Raw genomic sequence first — 23,948 nt, 5'->3', positions numbered from 1 at the left:
GGACAGTGGGTACGGGCCCGCAGATCGCCGGCCACCCATGATCCCGCAGGAGCAGCACATGAGGACTGACGTCCGCTTCCCGACCAACGGCCTGCAGCTCGCCGGCCACCTCTACCTCCCCGACGGTGTCGACGCACCGCTCGCCGCCATCGTCGTCGGCCATCCCACGACCGGAGTCAAGGAGCAGGCGCCGGCAGCGTACGCGACGCGCCTGGTCAAGGAGGGATTCGCCGTTTTGACCTTCGACGCCGCTTTCCAGGGCGAATCCGAGGGCATGCCCCGGGGCCTGGAGGACCCCTTCCAGCGTGCCGAGGACTTCCGCGCGGCGGTCTCCTACCTCACCACCCGCCCCGAGATCGACCCCGACCGCATCGGGGTGATGGGTGTGTGCGGCTCCGGTGCCTACGTGCCCTACGCGGCCCAGACCGACCACCGGATGAAGGCCGTGGCCGGCGTGTCCGGGACCGACGTTCCCAGCTTCTTCCGCGGCGCCGACCCCGAGGGCTGGCAGCAGATGGTGGCGAACTCCGGGAACATCCGCAGCGCCGAGGCCGCAGGCGAGCCCGCGGCGACGTTCGCCGTGCTGCCGGAGACGGTCGACGCCGACACCCCCGCCCCGACGGCCGAGTTCGTCGACTACTACAAGACGCCCCGCGGCCACCACCCGCGCTCCACGGGTGACCTGGTCGTGCGCAGCGCGGACCTCCTCGACCAGTTCGACTCCTTCGCCGACGTCGCCAAGATCGCGCCCCGCCCCCTGCTCATGATCGCCGGTACCGAGGCGGTGACCCGCGGGTTCTCCGAGAAGGCCGTCGCCGACAGCCCCGGCAACGCCGAACTGTTCCTCGTCGACGGCGCCACCCACGTCGACCTGTACGACCGCGACGAGTACGTGACCCCTGCCGTCGCCAGGCTGGTCGAGTTCTTCAGCAAGCACCTCGCCTGAGCCGGCGGGCCTGTGCGGGCAAGAGGCGGGAGGGCGCTGGTCGCAGCCACTCTCCGATGGCCGCGACCAGCACGACGGCCTCATAGCGGACGGCGAGCTTGTCGCCCCAGCCCATGGTCACCGGGCTCTGTGAACACACCGCCAGGCGGCTCTTTCTGTAGGCCACCTTGCTTGCGGGCCCCGGCCGCATGCTGGTGGGCGCGGCAGACCGTGGAGTCGCCGCTCAGGTCCCATGTGATCGCGCCTTTCACGTCGGCCAGGGACTGGAGGCGGGTGAGGATCCGGTGCCAGGTGCCGTTGCGCTGCCAGCGGCGGAACAGGTCGTAGACCCGGCCCCACGGCCCGTACTCGGAGGGCACGTCCCGCCACGAAACTCCGGTCCGGACCCGGAACCGTATGCCGTCGATCGGCTGCCGCCGAGGCCAGACGGGCGGCCTCCCCGACCTGGCCCCCTTCGGCAACAACGGCTCCAGCACCGCCCACTGCTCGTCCGTGAGATCTTCCCGACCCATGAATCTTGATCATTCACAATTCGGATCCACTTTCGATACACGGCCTAGAGCGAGGTGAGTGCCTGCATCGCCTCGCGTTCGATGCGGGAGAGCTCGTGGAGGGCGGAACCGGCCTGGACGAGGTTGTGCCGGTCGCCGGATGTGCCTGCTGCCGCTACGAGGGTCGCCACCTGCGTCCAGAGGGTGGCGGCCTCGGCGTACAGGCTGTGGGCCGTGCGCAGGTGGCCGCTGTCCAGCAGCTCTGCGCACTCGGCGAGGAAGTCGCGGTAGAGGTTGCGGAACAGGGCGCCGCCGGTGCCTGCCTTCTCCATGAGGGCGGCCGTCCGCGCCAGGTCCGCCTGCGGATCGTCGCCGCGCTGGAGCCACTTCGGCACGAGTCGGGCTGCTTTCTCGATGCCGCGGTGGCCCAGGTTCGCGATGGGCGGGTTCAGGAAGGCGGTGGCGCAGGTCTTGACCGCGCGGTGGATCCGGTCCTGGGACGACGGCAGGCTGCCGGGCACGGCGAGGGTGAAGGAGCGGTGCCTGGCGGTCATGGGGCCACGCTCGGCCCTGGCCCTGGCCAGCCCCGCGAGACTGGTCGATACGGCACCGCCCTGCTGGGCGGTGTCCACCAGGTAGGCGTTCCGCTCGTCGTAGCCGTACATGGCCACGACGTGCCCGCCGAAGTGCACCTTGGTGCTGAAGTGGTCCAGGTGGTAGCTGTCGAGCTGGAGGCCGACCGGCCGTCCGGCGTCGATGGGGGCCGCCACGTTCTGCCAGGCCTTGCGCGGGGACGTGGTCTCGGCGACCTGGAGGTCCAGCCCGAGCACGGTGGCCAGGTTCCTGGTGAGCTCGAACGGCTTGACCCGGCCTCCCAGGAAAGGGAATGCCATGGCTTTGCTGTCCCAGTAGACGAAGGACAGTCCGGAGCCCAGACCGAACAGCATGGGTTCGGACAGATCGAGCCCCTCGTGCCGCAGCAGCACACCCAAGGCCGTCGTCTCGCAGTGCCGCATCCCGCGGGCGTCGATGTCTCGCACCATGGTCATGCCGCTCATCCTCACGTCTCCGTCCCCCATCAGCGCGCCCCGTCGACACCCTCCGTCGACAACGCCCGGCCGAGCCTGCCAGACCGCCGTGCTCGCCCCCGGTCAGCCCCCGAGCGGTCGCACGCCGTGCGTGGGACCGGTGGGGTGTGTCCCAGTTCACTGCCGTGTGCGGCACTCGCCCGGAACAACCCGGTACGGCGTGCCGTTCTGTGAGTGTGGCTGCGGAGGGGACAGTGTCCCCGGGCCTCACCCTCCGCCCATGGGGACGATCGTTCGGCTGAAGCCCCATGGAGCCTTTCGCCGCGAGGCGACCGCCCTCCGCCGCCACCTCGTACCGCCCCGGCCGGCCTCCCCCGTCCGGCCGGGGCTTCCCCCTCTCCGTCACCGCTGTCCGGCCGGGGGCTTCCCCTCCTCGCATGCAGGCGTTTCCAGGGCGCTCACAGCGCCGCTTTCCCGCGCAGGATCTCGCTCATCCGCGCCGCGAACTCCGCCGGGTGCGTGGTCAGGCCCGTGTGCCCGCCCGGGAAGTGCTGGAGCTCCTGGCCGAGTAGGCCGGCGAGGAACGCCACCGCGCGGTGGGGGAGTTCGCCGCGGGAGTCGTGGCCCGCGGCGAGCACGAGCCGGTGCGGGAGCGCCCGCAGGCGTTCGAGGTCCGGGGCGTAGGACATGAAGGCCGGCACGATGCGGCTGACGAAGTACGGCAGACCGGCCATCGTCCGCTCGGCCCGGGCCGCCGCCTGCGGGGGCAGCGCGAGCCGGGGCCGCGGCTCGGGGGCACCGCCCTCCCCCCTCAGGCCCGCGGCGAACTCGGCCATCGCCGGCATGAGCCCTTCGGCGTGGAACGTCCGCCGGACGCGGGCGATGAGCGCCCGGTGCGCGGGCGCGTCGGGCAGGACCTCCACGAGCGGCGGCTCGTGCAGCACGGTGCGGGCGACGCGGTCCGGGCGCGTGGTGAGCAGGTGCGCGGCGGCGATCGCGCCCGAGCTGGAGCCGAACACCCGCGCGGGCTCGTCGGGCGACAGCAGGTCGAGCAACCGCGCCGCGTCCTCGGCGTGTTCGGCCACCCGCTGCTCCGCCGCGGGGTCGTCGAGCGGGCTGCGGGCCAGGCCGCGAGGGTCGTAGGCCACGACGGTGTACTCGGCGGCCAGCGCGTCCGCGACGCCGTCGAACGAGGCCGCGCCGCCCGTCCCGCCCGGTATCAGCAGGAGCAGCGGGCCCCGGCCGCGTACTTCGTAGTGCAGGGTCGCGCCGTCCACGCGCAGGCTGCCCTCAGTCGTGGCCGTCGTGACGACCGCGGCGTCAGGAGTGGCCGCACCGGTGGGCGTGGCCGGGGCGTCCGGCGCGTTCGAGCTGGTCGAGGTGGCCGAGGTGGCCGAGGTGGTCGAGGTGGTCATACGAGGTCTCCTTCGTCTCCTTCTCCGGCGGCGGGCCAGCGCTCCAAGAGGCTGTGCAGGGCGTCGAGCACGCGGTCCCAGGACCGCTGCGGCGCCCGCTCGTGGGCGAACCCGCCCGTGGCCTCCAGGGCGACGAACCCGTGGAACGTGCTGCGCAGCAGCCGGACGGCGTCGGTCAGGTCGGGCTCGGCGAGGCCGTAGCCGCGCAGCACGCCGTAGGTGAGCTCGACGGCGCGGCGCGGCCCGGGGGCCCGGGCGACCAGCTCGGGGTCGATCCGCAGGCCGGCCTGGGTCGCCGCGTAGCGCCCGGGGTGCTCGTGGGCGTACTCCCGCCAGGCCCCGGCGAACGCGACCAGCGCGTCCTTGCCCGCCCGGCCCGCGGTCGCCTCCGCGATCCGGAGCGTCTTCTCGTCCGCCGCCAACAGCGCGATGCGGCCGCGCAGTTCCTCCAGGTTGCGCACGTGCGTGTAGAGGCTCGCGTCCTTCACGCCGAGCCGCCGCGCCACCCGTGCCATGGTGACCTGCTCGAACCCGGCCTCGTCCGCCAGCTCGGCACCCGCACGCGTCACCCGTTCCGCCGTCAGCCCGGCCCGCGCCATACGCCCTCCTCGCCGTTTCCTAGGGGTCCTAGTTATAACCTAGGGACCCTAGGTGAGCAACTGCGATCTGCCTGGGAGGGGTGAGCCGCCCGGTGGGAGCGAGGGGTGGTGAGGCGTGCGGTGCCGGTGGGCGCGGAGGGGTTTGGTGCCCGGCCCCTGTGGCTAGATCCGCTGCAGGTCTCGGCCGTGTCGGCCGTGTTGACCGCGTCGGCCCGGCCGCGCCGGACATGCCACCCGTCCGAGTCCTGACGACCCGCCAGCCACCCGTACCGGAGGTCCCATGCGCTCAGCTCCGCGTGTCCTGTCCGCCCTCGCCCTCCCGCTCGCCGCCGGACTCACCCTCGGCGCGGCACCGCCACCGGACACCGCGCGTCCGCCGACGCCGTACGGGACCACCGCTTCCACCGTCCGCGGGGCGGGCGGACCGGACGCGTACGCCGACGTCCTCGACCTCCAGGGGAGCCCGGACTCCGCCGACCCGGGCGAGTTCAACCGGATCAACGTCTTCGCCGACCAAGGCGCCTGGCACGCGTACGCGCTGCCCGAGGCCGACGACCCGGCGACGTACGGCGGCTTCACGGGGCCGCTGCACATAGCCCAGGAGTACCCCTGGTGGCTGAGCCGGTCCTTCAGCCGGATCCGGCTCACCGAGGGCGGCAGGACCCTCGGCCTCGCGGACGGGGGCGCGCCCCGGCTCACCTCGCTGCCCGGCCGGCTGCGCCAGACCTACCGGCTCCGCGGCCTCACCCTCACCCTGGAGCTGCGGTTCGCCACCGACCGCACCGCGCTGGTCCGCGCCCGTGTCCACAACACCGGCCGGGCGCCGCGGACGCTCGCGGCGGACTGGACCGGCACCCTGCTGCGCCCGGACAAGGGGCCGCAGCGCGACGCGCCCGAGCTGGCCGTCACGGAGCACGGTGTCGCCGTCCGCTTCGCCCGGGTCCGCGAGACGTGGGACTACCTCACCGACGGCACCGAGCGGTTCGAGGTCAGGCACCGCGAGCCCGTCCGCACCCGCCTCGGCCACGACACCTACCGCACGGAACTCGCGGCCCCGCTCCGCCTCGCCCCCGGCGCGGCCCGCACCCTGGACTGGACCGAGAGCTATACGTTCACCGCCGCCGAGCGGGCCCGCGAGGCCTCCGCCGTACGCCGTGTCCTGGCCCGTCCCGACGCCGTCGCCGCGCGCGGCACGGCACGCTGGCAGCGCCACGTCGCCGCCGTCACCCGCCACGTGCCGCCCGCGCGCCGCCGCCTCGCGGTGAAGGCCCTGGAGACCCTGGTCACCAACTGGCGCTCGGCCGCCGGGCGGATCCGGCACGACGCGGTCACGCCCTCGCTGTCGTACAAGTGGTTCGCGGGCGGCGTCTGGGCCTGGGACACCTGGAAGCAGGCCGTCGGCACGGCCCGCTTCGACCCCCGGCTCGCCCGGTCCCAGATCCGCGCCGTGGTCGACCACCAGATCCGGCCGGACTCGGCCACCCGGCCGCAGGACGCCGGGATGATCCCCGACGCGGTGTTCTACAACGCGCCCGCGGACGGCGGCGGCAACTGGAACGAGCGCAACAGCAAGCCCCCGCTGGCCGCGTGGGCGGTGTGGGAGGTCCACCGGCGCGGCGGCGACCGCGCCGACCGGGCGTTCCTGCGCGAGATGTACCCGAAGCTGGCCGCCTACCAGGCCTGGTGGTACCGCAACCGCGACCACGACCGCGACGGGCTCGCCGAGTACGGGGCGACCGTCGACCCGGCCAACGACAGCCCGGAACAGCGGCGCCTCGCCGCCGCCTGGGAGAGCGGCATGGACAACGCGCCGCGCTTCGACGCCGCCCTCGGTACCGCCGTCGTCGCCAACCGGGACGCCACGGGACGCCTGACCGGCTACTCGCTCACCCAGGAGTCCGTCGACCTCAACGCCTACCTGGCCGCCGACCAGTCCCACCTCGCCGCCATCGCGCGGGAGTTGGGCGACAGGGCGGGAGAGCGGCACTGGCGGGCCCGCGCCGCCGCCACCCACGCGGCCGTGCGCACACGGATGTACGACCCGCGCGACGGCTGGTTCCACGACACCGCCCTGGACGGCGGCGCCCGCCTGACCGCCCGCGGCCGGGGCATCGAGGGGGCCGTCCCGCTGTGGACCGGCACCGCCTCGCCCGCCCAGGCCGCCGCCGTCCGCGACAAGCTGACCGACCCGGACGAGTTCGCCACGCCCGTGCCCTTCCCCACCGTGGCCCGCAGCTCGCCCCACTTCGCCCCGCAGCGCTACTGGCGCGGCCCCGTCTGGCTCGACCAGGCGTACTTCGCCCAGGCCGGACTGCGGCGCTACGGCCACACGCGGGAGGCCCGCGCCCTGACCGGACGGCTGCTCACCCACGCGCGCGGGCTCACCGGCCGGGGCCCGGTGATGGAGAACTACGACCCGCTGACCGGCGCGCCCCTCAACTCCCCGAACTTCAGTTGGTCGGCGGCGCTGCTGCTGCCGATGCTGGGCGGGCGGTAAGGCATCCCCCGAGGCGGGGCGGAGCCTCGGGGGCGCGCCCTCACCACCAGTTCTCGACGGCCCCCTGGTACTCGGGCGAGGCGACGAACCCGACGACCGCGTCCTGGTGGTTGAGGCCGCCCCGCAGCCCGTCGGTCCAGGCCTGCCACCCCTCCGGGTCGGGCTGGCGCCGCAGGTAGTGCGCGTACAGGTCCCGGCTGAAGTTGCGGCAGTACTCCTCGGAGAGGACGAAGCCGCGCGCGACCTCGTGCCGGGGCGTGCCCTCGCGCATCCGCTGCTGCCAGTGCGCGAAGCCCTCGGCGTCCGGCGGGCGCCGCAGCAGGCGCCGGTAGAGCGAGTCGATGAACGCGGCGTCGTCCGGGTACTTCTGCCGGTACTCGGCGCTGTCGAGGAACGCGACGATCGCCGCCTGCCGGCCCATGCCCTGCTGCAACTGCTGCCGCCAGCCGGCCAGCCCCTCCGGGTCCGGGGCGCGGTCGAGCAGCGCGAAGTACAGGTCGGAGGCGAGGCGTTCGGAGTGCTCGTGCGAGTAGCAGAACCCGCGTGCCACGTCCTCGGGGCTCGCGCCCGAGAACAGGCCGCGCACCCAGCCGTCGTACCCCTCGTCGTCGAAGCGGCGCCCGAGGACGTCGCGGTACAGCGACGCCACCCAGATGTGGCGCCGGTACACGTACCGCATGCCGGCGCGGTCGTCGGCCGCGGGGGTCGACGGCGTCGGGTAGAAGGGGTTCATCGTCGAGTCGGGCACCGGGGTGTGGTCGAGCCCCAGGGAGTGGCCGAGCTCGTGCACCATGACCGTCAGCAGGTCGATGCCGGCGCCGGCGACGCCCTCCTGCCAGGTCTCGTCCTCGTCGAGGTGCGTGTCCCCGGCCAGCGCGCCCCCGTTCGGCGGCGGGTAGAACGCGTGGGCGAGGACCCGGCCGGGCCCGTCGAACGGGAAGCCGTCGCCGTGGTCGCGCGCGCCGAACCTGATCTCGATGTCCGGCTCACCCGTCGTCTCGCGGAACACCAGGGGCACCACGGCGGCCCACCGGGCGAACGCCGTGGTGATGGCCGCCCGTTGGCGGTCGTGCGGGAGGTCGGGGGAGAGGTTGTTGACGCGGTAGGTGAGGATGGCGTGGTCCCACACGGTCCCGAACGCCACGAACGAGGCACCGCCGGGCCCGCCGGCCCCCCGCCGGTCGGGCACCCCGCACCGGGGCCGGGCGAGCACCTCCGCCGTGGCGTCGTCGAGCTCCCCCGACGCCGGAAGCAGCGCCATCGCCTGCAGGGCCCGTACCGCCGCCCGGCCCTGGGCGGTGTCGAGAGCGACACCCTCCGCCAGGTAGCCGAACTCCCGCAGATAGTCGGACGCGTTGTTGTCGTCACCCATGGTGTTCTTCCTCTTTCCGTCGTGCCGCCCCCGGCCGTGTCGAGCGGGCGCATGCCCCGCTCCCTCGGCTCCGGATGTGCGGGAAGGGGGCCTGCACGGCCGCGTCGCGCAGGGGCTGCGGTCCCGGTCAGCCGGTACGACCCCACCTTGGCCGACGGCTCCGGCCCGCGGCCACCGCGGTTCCGTTCAGCGGAACCCGAAGTCCGTTGACGGGGGCCGGAGATGGTGCCGCCGGGGTCGGTGGGGCGGGCGGGTCTGGCGGTGTCCCTGAGCGTCCGGGAAACGGACGATCTCATTCGGCCCCACGGCGTGATCCGCGTCCTTATGATCGCAGTCGGTCTCCAGGGGGAGGCCTGCGTGACCCACGCCCGTGCGGCCACGCCTGTGTGACCCACGCCTGTGTGACCAACGAGGGGAACAGCCACCATGACCGGAGTTTCCAGACGTGCCCTGCTCGGCTACTCGGGTAGCGCCGCCGCGGGCGCGGCCCTGGCGTCCGCCGGGACGGCCCGTGCCGCCGACGGCGCGCCGGCCGAGGCGGCCGAGGCGACCGAGGGGAACGGCGCCGCCGAGGCGCAGACCATCGACTACGCGGACGGCACCGAGTTCAGGGGGACGACCAGCATCGGCGACATCGACGCGATGATGGAGATGTCGTTCCGCATCAAGATCGACAACGCTCCCGCGGCGAAGCAGATCACCCCGCTCGAGATCGCGGAGGCCCTCAACAAGATCGGCGCCTCCCGCGGCTGGCCCAAGGTGACGTTCTACTACACCACTTCGGCCCCGCTGAACTGAGCCGCCGAACCGGGCGCGGCGTGCGGTGCGCGCGGGTTTCCACCGGCCGGAAGGGCGGATACCCACGCGCACCACACGCCCGGACGTCCAGCCGTACGTCTGCCCGTACGTCCGTCCGTACGTCCGCCCGTACGTCGCGGGAGGCGCCGGGTCACGGCACCCGCTCGGCGTCGGCGTCGGTGTCGCCCGCCGGTGCCGTCGCGGCGGGCAGCCCGGCGAGCAGGACGACGCCCCAGGCCGTCAGGGCGGCGCCCGCGGCCTGGGGCGCGATCCACCAGCCGGTGCGCAGGCTGTCGCCGTACAGGACGGCTCCCAGGGCCAGGCTGGCGGCGGCCTCGCCGAGGGTGAGGGCGGGCTGCGAGACGAACAGCGGCCCGGACTCCATGGCGTTGGCGAGCAGGAACAGCGCGCAGCCGCCCGCCGCCCCGCACGCGTAGGTCTGCCACGTGGTGGCCAGACCACGGACCCCGGCGTCGGCCAGGGCGGCGATCGCGGCGTTCATCAGCGCGGCCGTGAGCCCGTAGCAGAGCGCGGACGCGGAACCGAACAGCGCGGCGCGCGCCTTGCCCCGCGGGCGGCGCAGCGCGAGCGCCGTGCACCCGCCGACACCGGCGCCGACGACCAGCAGGGCCACGGCCCACACGGCACCGGACACGCCGCGCCCCCCTTCGACGGGCGCCGCCGCGCTCAGGGCGAGGGCGAGTCCGGCCCCGGTGAGCGAAGCGGCGCTCCAGCCGCCCGCGGGCATCGGCGTCCCGGCGAAGACGCGGGCGATCACCAGGGCGAGCGGAAGTTCGAGCACCAGGATGGGCTGCACCAGCGACATCGCGCCCCAGGCCAGGGCGAGCGCCTGGAACACGGCGGCCGCGACGATGACGCCGATGCCCGCAAGCCACGCGCGGTCGCGCAGCAGGTGCCCGGCGAGTCGCGGGCTGAAGGCGTCCCTGGTGGGCACGGTCCGGGCGGCCACCCGTTGCAGCACGGTGCCGGCGGCGTTGGCCACGGCGGCCGCCACCGCGAACAGGGCGGACAGCAGGGACGCTTCCACGACACTCCTCCCACCGCCGGGTCGATGGCGGCGCGGTCAGGGGGCACGGCCACCCGGGGGCTCGGGCGGCTCGGCGGGCTCGGCAGGCTTGACGGGCTCTTGCGGCTCCTGGGACTCGGCGGAGCGAGGGTGCCGCTCGGACACAGGCAGCCCGGCCCGGCCGGTTCAGCCGGTCTGTCGTCCGTCACGGACGTCACGGACGTCACGGGCGCCACGGAGGTCACGGAGGTCACGGGCGCCACGGAACAGGTCACGTGCGGCGCGGCGGGCCCGGCGGGGCCGCGCGGGCGGAGGGGCGGGGGCCCCGGGCGGTGGGCACGGGGTGCGGGCGCCGTGGGCGAGGAGCGCCAGCCACGCCCCGACCAGCAGCAGGTGACACCGCTGGGCGACACCGTGCCACCCGCCGTACCCGAGCAGCGGCCCCACCGTGCACAGCGACGACACCAGGGCGCCCCCGCCGAGCAGCGGCCCCCAGCGGGCCACGCACCGCGGCTCCCCGCGCCCGCGCGCCGAGTGGACGAGCAGGGCCAGGCAGGCGAAGAGGCAGCAGTGCACCAGGGCGCTGGTGACGGTGTGGGCGGGGTGCACGGCGCGGCAGCCCGGCTGCACCGAGGGCGCGCACGCCATCGGCATCAGGACGTCGGCCGTCGAGCACAGGCCCACCCCGGCCAGCGCGCACCACCCGGCCCGGCCCGCCCGGTCCGTCGCCGCGGCCGCGCCCGCCACGGCACCCGTCACGACCAGCGCGGCGCAGACCAGCTCCAGGCCGCCGAACAGCCACCGGTAGGGGCTGCCCACCGCGTACAGCTCACTGACGTACGCGTGGCGCGGATCGAGGCCGGTCGGGACGACGGCCTCCAGGACCCAGGCGTTGTACACGAAAGCGGCGGCCGCCAGCAGGGCGGCCGCCGTCCTGAGAGGCTCGCGCACCCGGCGCGCCGGGCGGCTGTGCGTCGTGGTCTCCGTCACCCGAGCCTTGATAGCGGCCTTGCGCCGCGTTGTGGGGGAGTACGCCGCCGCGTCACCCGTGCGAGCCGGTGAGCCTCACCCGTCGAGGGCAACGGCGCCGCGCGCGCCGTCGTGGCCCTACGCGCCCGCGGCCACGGCCTCGATCGCGTGGTACGGGGCGTCGTCGCCGTCGGCCAGCGGGGTCACCGACACCACGGACAGGCCCGCCGCGTGGCACACCCGCTCGAAGTCCGCGCGGTTCCGCTCCCGGCCACCCACGTTCACCAGCATGTTGAGGTCGGTGAGGTAGTTGAGCCCGGGCGTGACGGGGTCGACGACGTCCGGCAGCACCGGCTCCACGATCAGCACGCGCCCGCCGGGCGGCAGCACCGCGCGGCAGTGGCCGAGGATCGTGACCACCTGCTCGTCCGGCCAGTCGTGCACGACGCTCTTGAGCAGGTACAGGTCGCCGCCCGCGGGCACCGACCGGAAGAAGTCCCCGGCCGTCAGGGCGCAGCGCTCGGTGAGCCCGTGCCGCCGCAGGGTCGCGGGCGCCTGCGCCAGCCCCTCCTCGGTGTCGTACACGACGCCCCGCAGCGCCGGGTACGCGCTCAGGACCGCGCCGAGCAGCGTCCCGTCGCCGCCGCCGACGTCCACGACGGTCGTGAACCGCCCGAAGTCGACGGCGTCCCGCAGGACGGCGGCCGTGTGCCGGGTGGCCTGGCTCATCGCGGCGTTGAACTCGGCGGACAGCTCCGGGTGCGCCCTGAGGTGGCCGAAGAAGTCCGTGCCGAAGACCTTGTCGAAGGCCACGTCGCCGGTGCGGACGCTGTCGTCCAGGTGCTCCCAGCCGCGCAGCAGGGCGGGCTCGGTGAACACGCGTACCAGGGACGTGAGGGAGCCGGGGTGCGCCGGGTCGAGCAGCGCGCCCGTGGGCGTGACCGAGAAGGTCCCCGCGGCGTGCTCCCGCAGTACGCCGAGGCTCGCGAGGGCGCGCAGCAGCCGGGTCATGGGCTGGGGCGCGGTGGACGTCCGGGCGGCGAGGTCGGTGGCGTGGCACCGGCCGTCGCCGATCAGCTCCACCACGCGCAGCCGGACGGCCGCCCGCAGGGTCTGGGCCGCCAGGCTGCCGTAGAGGTGCCGGACGACGGCCTCGGGGTCGGCGGCTTCCGTCATCCGGTCGTGGTCGTGCGTCACTGTTCTGTTCCTCCCGTCGTGGCCGCGTCACAGGGTCCGCGGCTCGGCACGGCTCCACCCTCGCCGCCCCCGCCCCGGCCCGTCTTGGAGGAATGTTCCGTACGCCGCCGGGGGCCCGGCCCCGCGGGGCCGGGCCCCCGCCGCGGCGACGCCCGGTGGGTGGTCCGGTGGGTGCACCCTCAGCCCCTGCCGCCACCGTCGGCACCGTCGGCACCGACGTCGCGGGTCAACCGGCGGCGCCGCCGCGGCGGGTCAACCGGCGGCACCGACGTTGTGGATCATCCGCCGGAGCACCTTCAGGGCGGTGACGTAGTCGGCGTCGTCGACGCCCTCGTGGATGCGGGCGCGGATCGCGGGCGCGTGCCGCCGGAAGGCGGCGCGGGCCTCGTCCCCCGCCGCGGTGATCCACAGGCGCCCCGCGTCGTCCCGGGTGAGCCAGCCGCGCTCCAGCAGCACCTCGGACTCGGCCGCCAGGTCGTCCTCGGGTCTGAGGTAGCCGCTCATGGCCCGCTGGAGCTCGGCGACGGTCATGCCGTGGCCGTCGGTGGACAGGTCGTGCGCCGACAGGTTGCGCAGCAGCCAGAACTGCGGCTGGGTGAAGCCGAGTTCGGCCTGCCGCGCCCGGGTGAAGGCGATGAGCGCCTCATAGGCCAGGCCGGTCCAATGGGCGGCCGGCTGCGCGGCGAGCTCGGCGTCGGTCAGGGCCGGAAGCTGGTGGGTGGTCATGGTGCCGCTCCTCACGCGTGTTCGCTGATGGAGGCACCGTAAGACCTCAAGTCGACTTGAGATCAAGGGTTCCCTGCGCCGGGGCGGCGCGGACCCGGGTGGCCGCCCTGTGCCCACCGGGCCCGCGCGGGTGGCGCCGGTCGGGCCGGAGGGCCCTGTGCCCACCGGGCTCGCGCGGGTGGCGCCGCTCAGGCCGGAGGGACGACCGCGACCGGGCAGTTCGCGTGGTGCAGCGCGGCGTGCGCCACCGACCCGATGCGCGTACCGATGGGGGAGCGGTGCGTCCTGCGGCCCACCACCAGCAGCCGCGCGTCCGCGGCGGCCGCCAGCAGCACCTGACCGGCGCTGCCGATCTCGACGTGCTCCGTCACCGGCACGTCGGGGAACCGCTCGCGCCAGGGGGCGACCGCCCGCGCCAGCGCCTGCCGCTCCATCGGCTCCAGGCCGCCCGCCTGGTCCGCCATGTCCAGCACGCCGGTGTTGTACGCGTACAGCGGCGGCAGCGTCCACGCCCGCACCGCGCGCACCGCCGCGCCCCGGGCGGCCGCCGCCTCGAAGGCGAACCGCAGCACGGCCTCGCCGTCCTCCGGCTCCCCGTGCTGGCCCACGACGATCTCGCCCGCGCCGTCGCCGGCGTGCGGGGCCTCCGCCCCCGTCCCGGTGCCCGCGCGCACCGAGACCACGGGCCGCTGTGCGTCGGCGATCACCTGCTGGCCGTACGAGCCGAGCAGGAAGCCGACGACGGCGCCGTGCCCGCGCGAGCCGAGCACCAGCATCTCGGCGCGCTCGGCCTCCCGCAGGAGCGCGGCCACGGGCGAGTCCCCGACGACCTCCGCGCTCACCCGTAGGTCAGGACGGCGCCCGGACACACGCGTCTCCACCTCCCGCAGCACGGCGTCGGCGGCGCGGGCCTGCTCCTCCCGGTCCTGGGCGACGGTCGCGTCGGCGGACTCCGGGTGCCAGGCGTGCACGACGCGCAGCGGTGCGCCGCGCAGCGCGGCTTCCCCCGCCGCCCAGTCGGCTGCGGCCAGGCTCTCGGCGGATCCGTCCACTCCGACGGCGATGGCGCGGGTCATGGGGCCTCCGTACGTTCGTGAGGCGGGCACGGCGCGGCCGTCCGCACCCGCACCCGCTCCCGGTTCACTGTCTCGGTCGGGTCTCTCCCCGTCCCTTTCTCCCTCTCTCCCTCTTTCTCCTGCTCCTCGCGGTCGCGGGCAATCGGAATCCACCCGTGCGGATCATGTGAGGTGCGTCAACCGCCCCGCTCCGGCCCGGGGCGTCACGGGGTCACGTTCTTGACCGGCAGGTGCTTGCTCGCGCCCGCGATGTAGTAGTCCTTCGGAGCGGAGAAGACCACGAACGCGTTGTCGTAGTCGCGGATCTTGGCGCGGACGGTGAAGTTGCCGCGCGCGTCGGTGGTGGTCTTGGCGTTGTACGCGGACTCGTAGTACGTCCGCAGCAGCACCCGGGTGCCCGCGACCGGGCCGTGCCCGGCGGGCCAGGAGACCTTGCCGGTGACGACGAGGGTGTCACCGGCGCGCACCTTGGTCTTGTTGACCTTGTAGCTGATGGTGCTGGTGACCGGCTCGGCGGCGACGGTGGTGTCGGCGAAGAAGATCTCGTTGTCGTCGGGGTCGCCCGGGTCGTACGAGGCCTGGAACTCCACCTCGTGGCGGGGGAAGAGGAAGGTGCTCGGCTCGTCCTGCCAGCGGTCGGCGGGCACGTCCGCGAGGGAGAACCGCCCCTCGGCGTCCGTCCGCACGGTGCCGAGGGCGAGCGTCTCGCGCTCGACGGGGTCGATGGGGTCGCCCCACGGGTTCCAGGTGGTGTACATGACGCTCTTGAGGAGCTTGACCGGCGCACCCGCCAGCGGGGTGCCGTCGGCGCGCGCCACGGTGCCGCTGAGGTCGACCGCGCGGTGTCCGTAGTCGGTCGTGGGGGTGTTGCTGGAGAGGGTCACGGTGAACGGCGCCGGCGGCGGGCCGCCGGGCGCGGGGGCGTTGTCCGTGCCGTGGGCGGCCGGGACGCCGATCCCGAGGACGGCGAGGGCGAGCGCGGCGACGGCGGCCGAACGGGCGACGGGGAAGCGGGAACGCGGGTGCACGTGGGCTCCGTGGGTGTCGAGGTCGGTGGTACCGGCGGGACCGGCACCACGTTCGACACGCGGCGCGGGGCCGGTGGTTGTAGGGGGCCCGCAGAGTGCAGGCACCGTACGCGCCGCGGTCGAACTTCGCCACCAGGTCACCCAGCCGCCATTTGTCACCTGCCACCGCGGGGACCGCAGGAGAACCGGCCGGGTTCCGAGGAACCCGGCCGGTCAGGTACGTGCGGGAGGGGCGGCCCGCGTCAGTGGTCCGTGCCGGTGGCCCAGACGGCGCGGCTGCCGTCGTAGATGACGACGTTGCCGTCGTCCTGGACGACGAGGCGGGAGCCGGGGTGGCCCGCGGTCCCGGACGCCCAGGCCGGGCGGCCGCTGCGGGTGTAGACGACGAGGTTGCCGTCCTCCTGGAAGCGTGTGGTCCAGCCCTTGCCGACGGTGCGGGAGGCCCAGCGGGCCCGGTTGAACTCGTCGTAGACGACGAGGTTTCCGTCGGACTGCATGACGAGGGTGGCGGTGTCGGAGCTCAGGGACTCGTTGTGGTTGAGGGTGAAGGGCGCGTACCGGATCTGGTCTGCGAGGATGCCCGGTTCGGCCGCGCGGGCGGCGGCCGGAGCGGTGTCGTGTGCGGGGGTGGCGTTCGCCTGGCCGATCAGGGTGATCGAGGCCAGTGCGGCGGTCGCGAGAAGCGTGACGGTCTTCTTCCCCACGAAGGAACTCCTTGGAGTCAGGTGGTTCACCCAGCGGCGCCCTGCTGGGCTCCGCACCCGGGACTCTGACACCGGCGCGGCACCGGAGGCGGCGGCTCCGTACAGGGATGGCGGTTTGCCGCCCCTTAATGACCGGAACTTACGGATGGCATGTGATCGCCCTCTGGGGGCTCACGAACAAGGATTTCGGCTGGATGTTGCCTTTGAATTGAAGGGGTCGCAGGGGGGTGTGCGCGGGAGCGCGGGGCGTGTACGGCCCTTCGGCGGGCGTCGCGGCCGGGGAGGGGCGTGGCATCATCGGCGCCTTGATGACGGGCTCCGGTGAGGGTGGTGTGCCGGCGTGGACGGCTGGGAGTGGGACGAGACCTTGTTCGCGGGCGCGGCCCGCTACTACGCGCGCGGGCGGCTGCCCTACGCCCCCGGCCTGGCGGACGCCCTCGCCGGGGCGCTGGGGCTCGACGGGCGGGGGCGCCTCCTCGACGTGGGGTGCGGGCCGGGCACCCTCGCGCTGCCACTGGCGCACTGGTTCGGCGAGGTCGTGGGGGTGGACCCGGACAGCGGGATGATCGCCGAGGCCCGGAGTGCGGCGGTGGCGGCCGGTGTCGCCGCGAAGGCCACCTGGCTGCGGGCCCGGGCCGAGGAACTGCCCGCGGGGCTCGGCACGTTCACCGTGGCCGTCTTCGGCCAGTCCTTCCACTGGATGGACCGTGATCTGGTGGCGCGGACCGTGCGGGGCATGCTGCGGCCGGGCGGGGCGCTGGCCCACGTCGCCGACGCCAAGGCCGAGCCCTGGCCTGCCGAGGAGCTGCCGCACCCGGCGGTGCCCCACGCCGCGCTGGACGAGCTGGTACGCCGGTACCTCGGGCCCGTCCGGCGCGCGGGCCGGGGGGTGCTGCCGCGGGGGACGCCCTCGGGTGAGGCCGAGGTGTTCGCCCGGGCGGGCTTCACCGGCCCGGAGCGCCTCGTGGTCCCCGGCGGGCGGGTGCTGCGGCGCACCTGGGACGACGTCGTCGCGGACGTGTTCTCCAAGTCGTACTCGGCGCCGCACCTGTTCGGCCCGCGCCGGGCCGCGTTCGAGGCCGACCTGCGCGCGCTGCTGCGGGCCGCCTCGCCCTCGGGCTGCTTCGCCGCGCACCAGCCGAGCACGGAGGTGTTCCTCTGGCGCCCTTCTCCCGGCCGGGACGGGGATGAGTACTGAACGGTTGGCGCGACGGGCGGGCCGACAGGCTCCCGCCTGTGCGTACGGCCGACGCCGGCGCGCCCAGTGGTGCCGGAGCCCGCGTGCCACTGCATGCCGGGCCCGCCACCTGCGCGGGTCCGCCCCGTGACCGCCCCGCGTCCGCCCCGTGACCGCCCCGCGTCCGCCGTGCGTCCGCCCGCGGTGCGGTTCCTCGTACGTTGCTGTTCCTCCGCCCGTGGTGGGGTAGGTCGTACGTCGCCGTTCGTCCGCCCGTGGTGGGGTGGAGCGGCCCCGGCGCGCGCCCGTGCGTGTGTCATGACGGGCGCGTGAAGAGGTGGTGAATCGCGCTTCGCGCGCCGCTGGTGATCAAGCCAAAGACGGCGCGCCGGGCGGTTTTTGAGCCACTGTGCATTGCTCGCCTTTGACTTCGACTTGGTCTGGCTTTTACCTTCGATCGCGGCGGTGACCACGCACGCACCCCCGCCGTTCCCCCTCACCCTTCCCTGGAGGTACCCGTGGAGAAGCTGATCGCGAAGATGGTCGAGGACGAGGTCTGGAACCAGTGGGCGGCCGTGAACTCCCCCGCGGCGTCCGGCAAGGACGGCTGTGTGAGTGCCGACAAGTCGGGGTGCGTCAGCGCGTCGGCGAAGTCCGGCTGTATTTCCTGATCTCGCGCACGCCGGTTCGTTGCCCTCGCCGGCCACGCCCGGTCCGGCACGCCGCGCGGTGTGCCGGACCGGCGCGCCCCCCCACACGCGTCAAGAGCCCGAAGGGTGGTCATGAACGGTCAGCCCAGTGCCGACGTCGTCGCCCAGGTCAAGGACATCCCCCTGTACCGGACCTCCGTCGAGCGCGGCCACTTCCCCATCCTGGAGAAGCCGGAGATCGCCCGCGGCTTCCCCGACAACTGGATGACCCCGGCCCTGGCGGCCGCCCTCGACTCCGGCGAGGCGGAGTTCGTGCTCTCGACGGGCACCAACCACGCCCGGATGCAGCTCATCCGGCCCCCGTACTTCCTGCTCAACTCCTACTACCGGCTGTGGAGCGAGCACCCCGACATCGCCCACACCTGGCACGAGGGGTGCCGGCGGGTCTCCCTCACCACCGTCCTCGCCACCGAACACGTCGCCCGGGTCAACGCCCGCAAGCGGGGCGGCCCCCAGGCGGAGCCCGACCCGCTGCCCGACCTGGAGCAACGGCGCCTGGACGAGCGGACGTTCTACGTCAACCTCCGGCGCGACCCGGCGCTGTGGGACCGCGCGGACGTCGAGCGGATGATCGACGAGATCCGCGCCGCGCAGAGCGCCCACCCGCACGGCTCCTACCACCTGGACTGCTCCGGCCCGCACCTCGCCCACCTGGTGCGCAAGGCCGTCGACTGGGGGCTGTGGGCCACCTTCCCGCGGCCCGCCAGCATCGTGCACGCCTACGAGTACACGCCGCTGAACGTGCGGCGCTACCTCCAGCACCACTTCGCCTGCCCGGTCGTCGACCTCTTCGGCAGCACCGAGCTCGGCTACCTCTTCTACAGCGACCGCACCGGCCGCTACCACCCGTACCTGGACCGGATGAGCGTCGAGCTGATTCCCGTGGAGCCGGGCGACCACCCCCTGTACGCCCTCATCGTGACCAGCCTCCGCAACCCCCACATGCCCCTGGTCCGCTACCGCTCGGGGGACTGCGTGCGCACCGAGGACGGTTCCCCCGACCCGGCCCGCATCACCCGCTTCTGCGGCCGGGAGAAGGAGCTTCTGAAGACGGAGCACGGGCCCGTCGCGCAGGGCGACCTCGACGACGTGATCGCCGCCGCCTCGCCCCGTGTCTTCGTCCACCGGCTCGACGCCCGCGACCCGTCCCGCGCCCTGCTGCGCTACACCACCTTCGACGGCGCCCCGCTCGCGCCCGCCGAGGCCGACGCGCTGCGCCGCGGACTCACCGGCCTGACCGCGCGCCCGAGCGACGTGGAGCACCAACGGCACATCCCCATCGGCGCGTCGGGCAAGTACGCCTGGCTCGCCCAGGACGCCTGACCCGACCGCCGCCTCCGCCGCACCGCGCACCACACGCCCACGCCCGCACGCCCGCACGCCTTCCGGGAGCATCATGAGCACGCAGCCGACCGCGTCCGCAGCCGACCTCGTGCGCGCCGACGACTTCGTGCGCGCCCACGACCCCGCGTCCGCAGCCGACCCCGTGTCCGCAGCCGATCCCGCGTCCCTGCTCGGCGACGCCCTGCACACCGAGGTGGTGGAGCACTTCGCCGCCGCCACCGGCGCGCCCCGGGAGTACGTCGAGCGCCAGGTCACCGAGTGTCTGCGCTACCTCTACCTCGTCTCCCTCCACCCCGACCGGCTCGGCGGGCTCTTCCTGCCCGTCGAGCAGGAGATCGACGAGATCTGGCACTACCTCATCCTCCAGACCCGCGAGTACCGCGCCCTGTGCGAACAGCGGCTGCCCGGCGGCTTCTTCGTCGAACACCGCAGCATCGCCTACGAGGAGTACCAGCGCGAACCGGGCCGGGAGCGGGCCGTCGAGCAGGCGCTGCGCTGGATACCCCTGTACGTGCGCGCGTTCGGCCCCTTCGACGAGGGCGCGCTGCCGCACTGGACCGTCGTGCGCTTCCTGCACGAGCGGCTCGACATGTCCCTGGCCGAGATCAGCGCGCTGTCGCCCGCGGCGGAGCCCCAGGGATCGGGGGGCACGTGACCAGGCACGCGCACCACGGCACAAGCCCCGGTTCCGACCGCGCGGCGCACCCGCAGACGTACGACGGCCCGGCCACCCCTCCCGTGCCCGCACGGGCCAGTGACACCGACCCGCCCGAGCAGCGCCGCGTCCTGACCGTCCTGGTCCTGTCCCAGGTGCTCAGCGGCGCCGGACTCGCCGCCGGGATCACCGTCGGCGCGCTGCTCGCCGAGGAGATGCTCGGCTCGACGTCGCTGGCCGGGCTGCCCGCCGCCCTGTTCACCGGGGGCACCGCCGTCGGCGCGGCGGGCGCGGGCCGGCTGTGCCAGCGCCGGGGCCGCCGCCCCGGCCTCGCCACCGGCTACGCCGTGGGCGCACTCGGCAGCCTCGGCGTGGTCGTGGCCGCCGCCACGGACAGCGCCCCGTTGCTCTTCGTCTCTCTCGTCGTCTACGGCGCCGGTACGTCGACCAACCTGCTCGCGCGGTACGCGGGCGCCGACCTGGCACGGCCGGAGCGGCGCGGCCGGGCCGTCAGCACCGTCCTGCTCGCCACCACCCTCGGAGCCGTGGCCGGCCCGAACCTGGTGACGCTGTCCGGCGCGGTCGCGCACGACTGGGGCCTGCCCCGGCTCGCCGGCCCGTTCCTGCTCGCGGTGGTGGCCTTCGCCGCGGCCGCCGTGGTCCTGGCCTGCTTTCTGCGGCCCGACCCGCTGCTCCTGGCCCGCGCCCGCGCGGCGGGCCCACCCCCGGAGGACGCGACCGTACCGGAGGCGGACGCGGCGAAGGCACCCCCGGCGGAAGCGACTCCGGCGGCAGCGACCCCGACGGCAGCGACCCCGACGGACGCGACCGCGACCGACGGCCGGGCCCTGGTGACCGGGGCCACCGTCATGGTGCTCACCCAGCTCGTGATGATCGCCATCATGACCATGACGCCCGTCCACATGCGGGCCCACGGCCACTCCACCCAGGCGACGGGCCTCGTCATCGCCCTGCACGTGGGCGCCATGTTCCTGCCCTCGCCCCTGACCGGACGGCTCGTCGACCGCCTCGGCCCGCACCCGGTCGCCGCCGCCTCCGGCCTCACCCTGCTGGCCGCCGGGGCGACCGCCGCGCTCACCCCCGCGCACGCCACCTCCGGCCTCGCCCTCGCCCTCGTCCTGCTCGGCCTCGGCTGGAACCTGGGGCTGCTCAGCGGCACCGCCCTGGTCACCGCCGCCGCGCCGCCCGCCACCCGGGCCGCCACCCAGGGCCTGGTCGACGTGGGGATCGCCGTCGCCGGTGCCACCGGAGGCATGGCGTCGGGCGTGGTCACCGCGTCCGGCGGGTTCCCGGTGCTCGCGTTCGGCGGGGGAGTGCTGGCCCTCGCCGTCCTGCCCGTGCTGCTCGTGACCGTCCGCCCCGCGCCCCGCCGCGGCCCCGAGACCCCCTGACGCCGATGAAGCCCCCCACCACCGACCGACCGGACCGGCGGCCGGGCCGCGGCGACCGCCGCCCGGACCCCGCGCCCAGGGCGCGCCACTGGGCCGTGACCACCCTGGTCGTCCTGCTGTCGCTGCTGTGCGGCGGCATGGCCCCGGCCGCCGCCGCGCCCGGCCCGGCGGCGACCCCCGCCACGCCCGTCGCGCCCCTCACGCCCGTCGTCCCCGTCACCCCCGGTCTCGGGCCCGCGGAAGCACCCCCGCCCACCGCGGACACCCGGGAGCGCACGGCCAGGGACGGCGAAGTGCACCACCCTCCGTGCCACTTCGCCCGCGCCCACGACTCCCGTACCTCATCGGCGTACGGCAGGCGCGGCCGGGACCGGGCGCACTCCCCGGCCCCGCACGCCCGCACCGGCACGGACACCGCCCCCGGGCCCGCGGGCCCCGAACGGGCCCTGCGAACCGGCGTCCAACTGCTCCTCCTGTACTGCGTGGCGCGCTCCTGACGGGTGGCCCGGCCCCACGCGACGCACCACCCACACCGACACCACAGGAGGCGTCTTCACCATGGAGACCTTCATCCACCACGCCCGCGGCCTGCACGCCCGGATCTCCGCACGGCGCGAGGAACAGGAGACGTTCGGACGGCTCGCCGCCGGCCAGTCCCCGCTCGCCCTGTTCATCACCTGCTCCGACTCCCGCGTCGTCCCCTCCCTGATCACCGGGGCCCGCCCCGGCGACCTGTTCGAGCTGCGCACCGCGGGCAACGCCGTGCCGCCGTACGAGGAGGGCCGCCCGGCGTGCGCCGAGGCCGCCACCATCGAGTACGCGATGTGCGTGCTGCGCGTCGCCGACATCGTGGTCTGCGGCCACTCGCACTGCGGCGCCGTCGGCGCCAAGGCCCGCGGCGAGGACCTCGCCGCCCTGCCCGCCGTACGGGACTGGCTCGACCGCCAGCTCCCCGGCGAACTCCCCGCCGACGACGGGCCCGCGGTCGCCGGGGCCGTCCAGCGCCACGTGCGCGAACAGCTCGGCAGGCTGCGCTCCTACCCCTGCGTCCGCGAGCGCCTCGACGCCGGGGAGGTGCGCCTGCACGGCTGGTACTACGAGGTCCACACCGGCCTGGTGGCGGCGCACCACCCCGAGTCCGGCCTGTTCCTCCCGCTGTGACCCCACGGGACCCGTGACTTCCATGAAAGCTGACGTACCGACCATGAAGAGGCCCTCAGTGCGTGATCTCTCCACACTGCGCGCGGACTTCACCGCGTCCGTCGTGGTCTTCCTCGTCGCCGTCCCCCTGTGCGTCGGAGTGGCCGTCGCCTCCGGCGTCCCTGCCGAACTCGGCCTGGTCACCGGCATCGTCGGCGGCCTCCTGACCGGACTGCTGCCCGGCTCCAGCCTCCAGGTCAGCGGCCCCGCCGCCGGACTCACCGTCCTGGTGTACGAGGCCGTGCAGGAGTACGGGCTCAAGGCGCTCGGCGCCCTGGTGCTCGTCGCGGGGCTCCTGCAACTGGCCATGGGCGCCCTCAAACTGGGCCGCTGGTTCCGCGCCATCTCCGTCGCGGTGGTCCAGGGCATGCTCGCCGGCATCGGCCTCGTCCTCATCGCCGGGCAGCTCTACGCGCTCGTCGACGCCGAGGCGCCCGCGTCCGGCCTCGACAAGCTCGCCGAACTGCCCCGGCTCGCCGCCGACACGGCCGGGTCCGGCGACGCCCTGACCGCGTTCGCCGTCGGTGCCGGCACCATCGCCGTGCTGGTGCTGTGGCCGCGCTGGCGGCGGGCGGCGCGGATCCTGCCCGCGCCGCTCGCGGCGGTCGCCCTCGCCACCCTCGCGGTCTTCGCCCTCGACCTGCCGGTGGCCAAGGTGGAGGTGCGGGGCCTGATCGACGTGGTGCAGCCGCCCGGCGGCGACGCCTTCTCCGCCCTGGTGGAGGGCGGCGCCCTCGCGGGCGCGCTCGGCACCGTCCTCGCCTTCACCCTGATCGCGTCCGCGGAGTCGCTGTTCAGCGCCGCCGCCGTCGACCGGATGCACGACGGCCCGCGCACCGACTACGACAAGGAGCTGATGGCGCAGGGCGCGGGCAACGCCGTCTGCGGGGCGCTCGGCGCCCTCCCGATGACCGCGGTGATCGTCCGCAGCTCCGCCAACGTACGGGCGGGCGCCAGAACCAAGGCGTCCCGCGTGCTGCACGGCGTGTGGCTGCTCGCGTTCGCCGCGGCCTTCCCGGCGGCGCTCGGCGTCATACCCGTGGCGACGCTCGCCGGGGTCCTCGTGCACGCGGGCTGGAAGCTCATCCCGGTCAAGGACTTCGGGCCGCTGTGGCGCGAACACCGCGGCGAGGCCCTGGTCCTGGCCGTCACGGCCCTGGCGATCGTGGGCACCAACATGTTCGAGGGCGTCCTCATCGGCCTCGCGCTCGCCGTCGTCAAGACGGCCTGGGAGACCTCCCACGTCCACCTGGAGGTCGACGGCCTCGAAGGCACCGGCACGGTCCGCGTACGGGTGGTCGGCAACGCCACCTTCCTGCGCCTGCCCAAGCTCCTCGACCAGTTGGAGGCGCTGCCGTCCGACCGCAGGACCCACCTCGACCTGTCGGGCCTGCGCCACCTCGACCACGCCTGCGCCATGGCCCTCGCCACCTGGGCCGAACGGCACGGGACGGTGGCGGCGGACGACGACGCGCCGCCGCCCGTGGAGGGAGACCTGACCCGCCCCGAACGGAAGGAGACCGCGGGCGCGCCGAGCTGAGGCGCCGGGCGCGGCCCGGGGGCGGTCGCCCGCCCCC

At 74.7% G+C, this 23,948-nt stretch carries 22 protein-coding genes and 1 pseudogene; 11 read left to right on the top strand and 12 right to left on the bottom strand.

The genetic code is table 11. From position 1 onward, the window contains the following. Positions 1-58 precede the first annotated feature (58 nt). Entirely contained in the window at positions 59-946 is an 888-nt protein-coding gene (locus IE330_RS03870) for an alpha/beta hydrolase (RefSeq protein WP_190134406.1), read from the top strand. A 101-nt stretch (positions 947-1,047) separates the two neighbouring features. Here the strand turns inward: IE330_RS03870 and IE330_RS03865 are convergent. From IE330_RS03865 to IE330_RS03850, 4 genes and pseudogenes are all read right to left on the bottom strand, one after another. After that, positions 1,048-1,458, bottom strand: a pseudogene (locus tag IE330_RS03865) (IS5 family transposase); the annotation flags it as partial. A 44-nt stretch (positions 1,459-1,502) separates the two neighbouring features. Beyond that, the gene (locus IE330_RS03860) at positions 1,503-2,486 is read right to left on the bottom strand and encodes a BtrH N-terminal domain-containing protein (protein WP_190134405.1); all 984 of its coding nucleotides are present in this window, start codon (positions 2,484-2,486) and stop codon (positions 1,503-1,505) included. Positions 2,487-2,923: 437 nt separating this feature from the next. Beyond that, on the bottom strand, positions 2,924-3,880 hold the full coding sequence (locus IE330_RS03855; RefSeq protein WP_190134404.1) for an alpha/beta fold hydrolase: 957 nt from the start codon (positions 3,878-3,880) through the stop codon (positions 2,924-2,926). Continuing rightward, the gene (locus IE330_RS03850) at positions 3,877-4,479 is read right to left on the bottom strand and encodes a TetR/AcrR family transcriptional regulator (protein ID WP_190134403.1); all 603 of its coding nucleotides are present in this window, start codon (positions 4,477-4,479) and stop codon (positions 3,877-3,879) included. The genes IE330_RS03855 and IE330_RS03850 overlap by 4 nt, the downstream gene beginning before the upstream one ends. A 280-nt stretch (positions 4,480-4,759) precedes the next feature. Here IE330_RS03850 and IE330_RS03845 point away from each other — a divergent pair, with 280 nt between their 5' ends. Continuing rightward, positions 4,760-6,976 (top strand): MGH1-like glycoside hydrolase domain-containing protein, encoded by a 2,217-nt coding sequence (locus tag IE330_RS03845; RefSeq protein ID WP_190134402.1) that lies wholly within the window; start codon positions 4,760-4,762, stop codon positions 6,974-6,976. A gap of 40 nt (positions 6,977-7,016) precedes the next feature. On the opposite strand, the gene IE330_RS03840 is transcribed toward IE330_RS03845, so the two are convergent. After that, entirely contained in the window at positions 7,017-8,348 is a 1,332-nt protein-coding gene (locus IE330_RS03840; protein WP_190134401.1) for a matrixin family metalloprotease, read from the bottom strand. Between the two features lie 426 nt (positions 8,349-8,774). Here IE330_RS03840 and IE330_RS03835 point away from each other — a divergent pair, with 426 nt between their 5' ends. Beyond that, positions 8,775-9,146, top strand: a complete 372-nt coding sequence (locus IE330_RS03835) for a hypothetical protein (RefSeq protein WP_190134400.1) — start codon at positions 8,775-8,777, stop codon at positions 9,144-9,146. A 151-nt stretch (positions 9,147-9,297) separates the two neighbouring features. On the opposite strand, the gene IE330_RS03830 is transcribed toward IE330_RS03835, so the two are convergent. The 7 genes from IE330_RS03830 to IE330_RS03800 form a co-directional block, all read right to left on the bottom strand. Further along, positions 9,298-10,194 (bottom strand): DMT family transporter, encoded by an 897-nt coding sequence (locus IE330_RS03830; protein WP_229925368.1) that lies wholly within the window; start codon positions 10,192-10,194, stop codon positions 9,298-9,300. Positions 10,195-10,359: 165 nt separating this feature from the next. Beyond that, on the bottom strand, positions 10,360-11,163 hold the full coding sequence (locus tag IE330_RS03825; protein WP_229925367.1) for a DUF998 domain-containing protein: 804 nt from the start codon (positions 11,161-11,163) through the stop codon (positions 10,360-10,362). Positions 11,164-11,280: 117 nt separating this feature from the next. After that, positions 11,281-12,318: a methyltransferase gene (locus IE330_RS03820; RefSeq protein ID WP_190134497.1), complete on the bottom strand. Its 1,038-nt coding sequence runs from the start codon at positions 12,316-12,318 to the stop codon at positions 11,281-11,283. Positions 12,319-12,591: 273 nt separating this feature from the next. Further along, positions 12,592-13,065: a winged helix DNA-binding protein gene (locus IE330_RS03815; protein WP_190134399.1), complete on the bottom strand. Its 474-nt coding sequence runs from the start codon at positions 13,063-13,065 to the stop codon at positions 12,592-12,594. 188 nt (positions 13,066-13,253) lie between these two features. Beyond that, entirely contained in the window at positions 13,254-14,141 is an 888-nt protein-coding gene (locus tag IE330_RS03810; RefSeq protein WP_190134398.1) for a universal stress protein, read from the bottom strand. A gap of 203 nt (positions 14,142-14,344) precedes the next feature. Further along, positions 14,345-15,169, bottom strand: a complete 825-nt coding sequence (locus tag IE330_RS03805) for an acyl carrier protein (RefSeq protein WP_190134397.1) — start codon at positions 15,167-15,169, stop codon at positions 14,345-14,347. A gap of 242 nt (positions 15,170-15,411) precedes the next feature. After that, complete coding sequence (locus IE330_RS03800; protein WP_190134396.1) at positions 15,412-15,873, bottom strand: hypothetical protein; 462 nt, start codon at positions 15,871-15,873, stop codon at positions 15,412-15,414. 340 nt (positions 15,874-16,213) lie between these two features. On the opposite strand from IE330_RS03800, the gene IE330_RS03795 reads away from it, so the two are divergent. The 8 genes from IE330_RS03795 to IE330_RS03760 all read left to right on the top strand — a co-directional run bounded on the left by IE330_RS03795 (position 16,214) and on the right by IE330_RS03760 (position 23,911). Then, positions 16,214-17,071, top strand: a complete 858-nt coding sequence (locus IE330_RS03795) for a class I SAM-dependent methyltransferase (RefSeq protein ID WP_190134395.1) — start codon at positions 16,214-16,216, stop codon at positions 17,069-17,071. Positions 17,072-17,568: 497 nt separating this feature from the next. After that, positions 17,569-17,721, top strand: coding sequence for a hypothetical protein (locus IE330_RS03790; protein WP_190134394.1), 153 nt, complete (start codon positions 17,569-17,571; stop codon positions 17,719-17,721). A 111-nt stretch (positions 17,722-17,832) separates the two neighbouring features. Further along, the gene (locus tag IE330_RS03785; RefSeq protein WP_190134393.1) at positions 17,833-19,083 is read left to right on the top strand and encodes a phenylacetate--CoA ligase family protein; all 1,251 of its coding nucleotides are present in this window, start codon (positions 17,833-17,835) and stop codon (positions 19,081-19,083) included. A 73-nt stretch (positions 19,084-19,156) separates the two neighbouring features. Further along, a complete protein-coding gene (locus IE330_RS03780) occupies positions 19,157-19,759 on the top strand; it encodes a glycine-rich domain-containing protein (protein WP_229925366.1) in 603 nt (200 codons plus the stop codon). A gap of 83 nt (positions 19,760-19,842) precedes the next feature. Next, positions 19,843-21,171 (top strand): MFS transporter, encoded by a 1,329-nt coding sequence (locus tag IE330_RS03775; RefSeq protein ID WP_190134495.1) that lies wholly within the window; start codon positions 19,843-19,845, stop codon positions 21,169-21,171. Between the two features lie 5 nt (positions 21,172-21,176). Then, positions 21,177-21,668 carry a hypothetical protein gene (locus IE330_RS03770; RefSeq protein WP_190134392.1) on the top strand — a complete coding sequence of 164 codons (492 nt, stop codon included), beginning with the start codon at positions 21,177-21,179 and terminating at the stop codon, positions 21,666-21,668. A gap of 61 nt (positions 21,669-21,729) precedes the next feature. Beyond that, positions 21,730-22,332 (top strand): carbonic anhydrase, encoded by a 603-nt coding sequence (locus IE330_RS03765; protein WP_190134391.1) that lies wholly within the window; start codon positions 21,730-21,732, stop codon positions 22,330-22,332. A 22-nt stretch (positions 22,333-22,354) separates the two neighbouring features. Then, positions 22,355-23,911 (top strand): SulP family inorganic anion transporter, encoded by a 1,557-nt coding sequence (locus IE330_RS03760; RefSeq protein ID WP_373314553.1) that lies wholly within the window; start codon positions 22,355-22,357, stop codon positions 23,909-23,911. The last annotated feature ends 37 nt before the right edge of the window (positions 23,912-23,948 follow it).

The sequence above is a fragment of the Streptomyces longispororuber genome, from assembly GCF_014656095.1.
Taxonomy (GTDB): domain Bacteria; phylum Actinomycetota; class Actinomycetes; order Streptomycetales; family Streptomycetaceae; genus Streptomyces; species Streptomyces longispororuber.
This window is presented reverse-complemented; position numbering and strand designations above follow the sequence as displayed.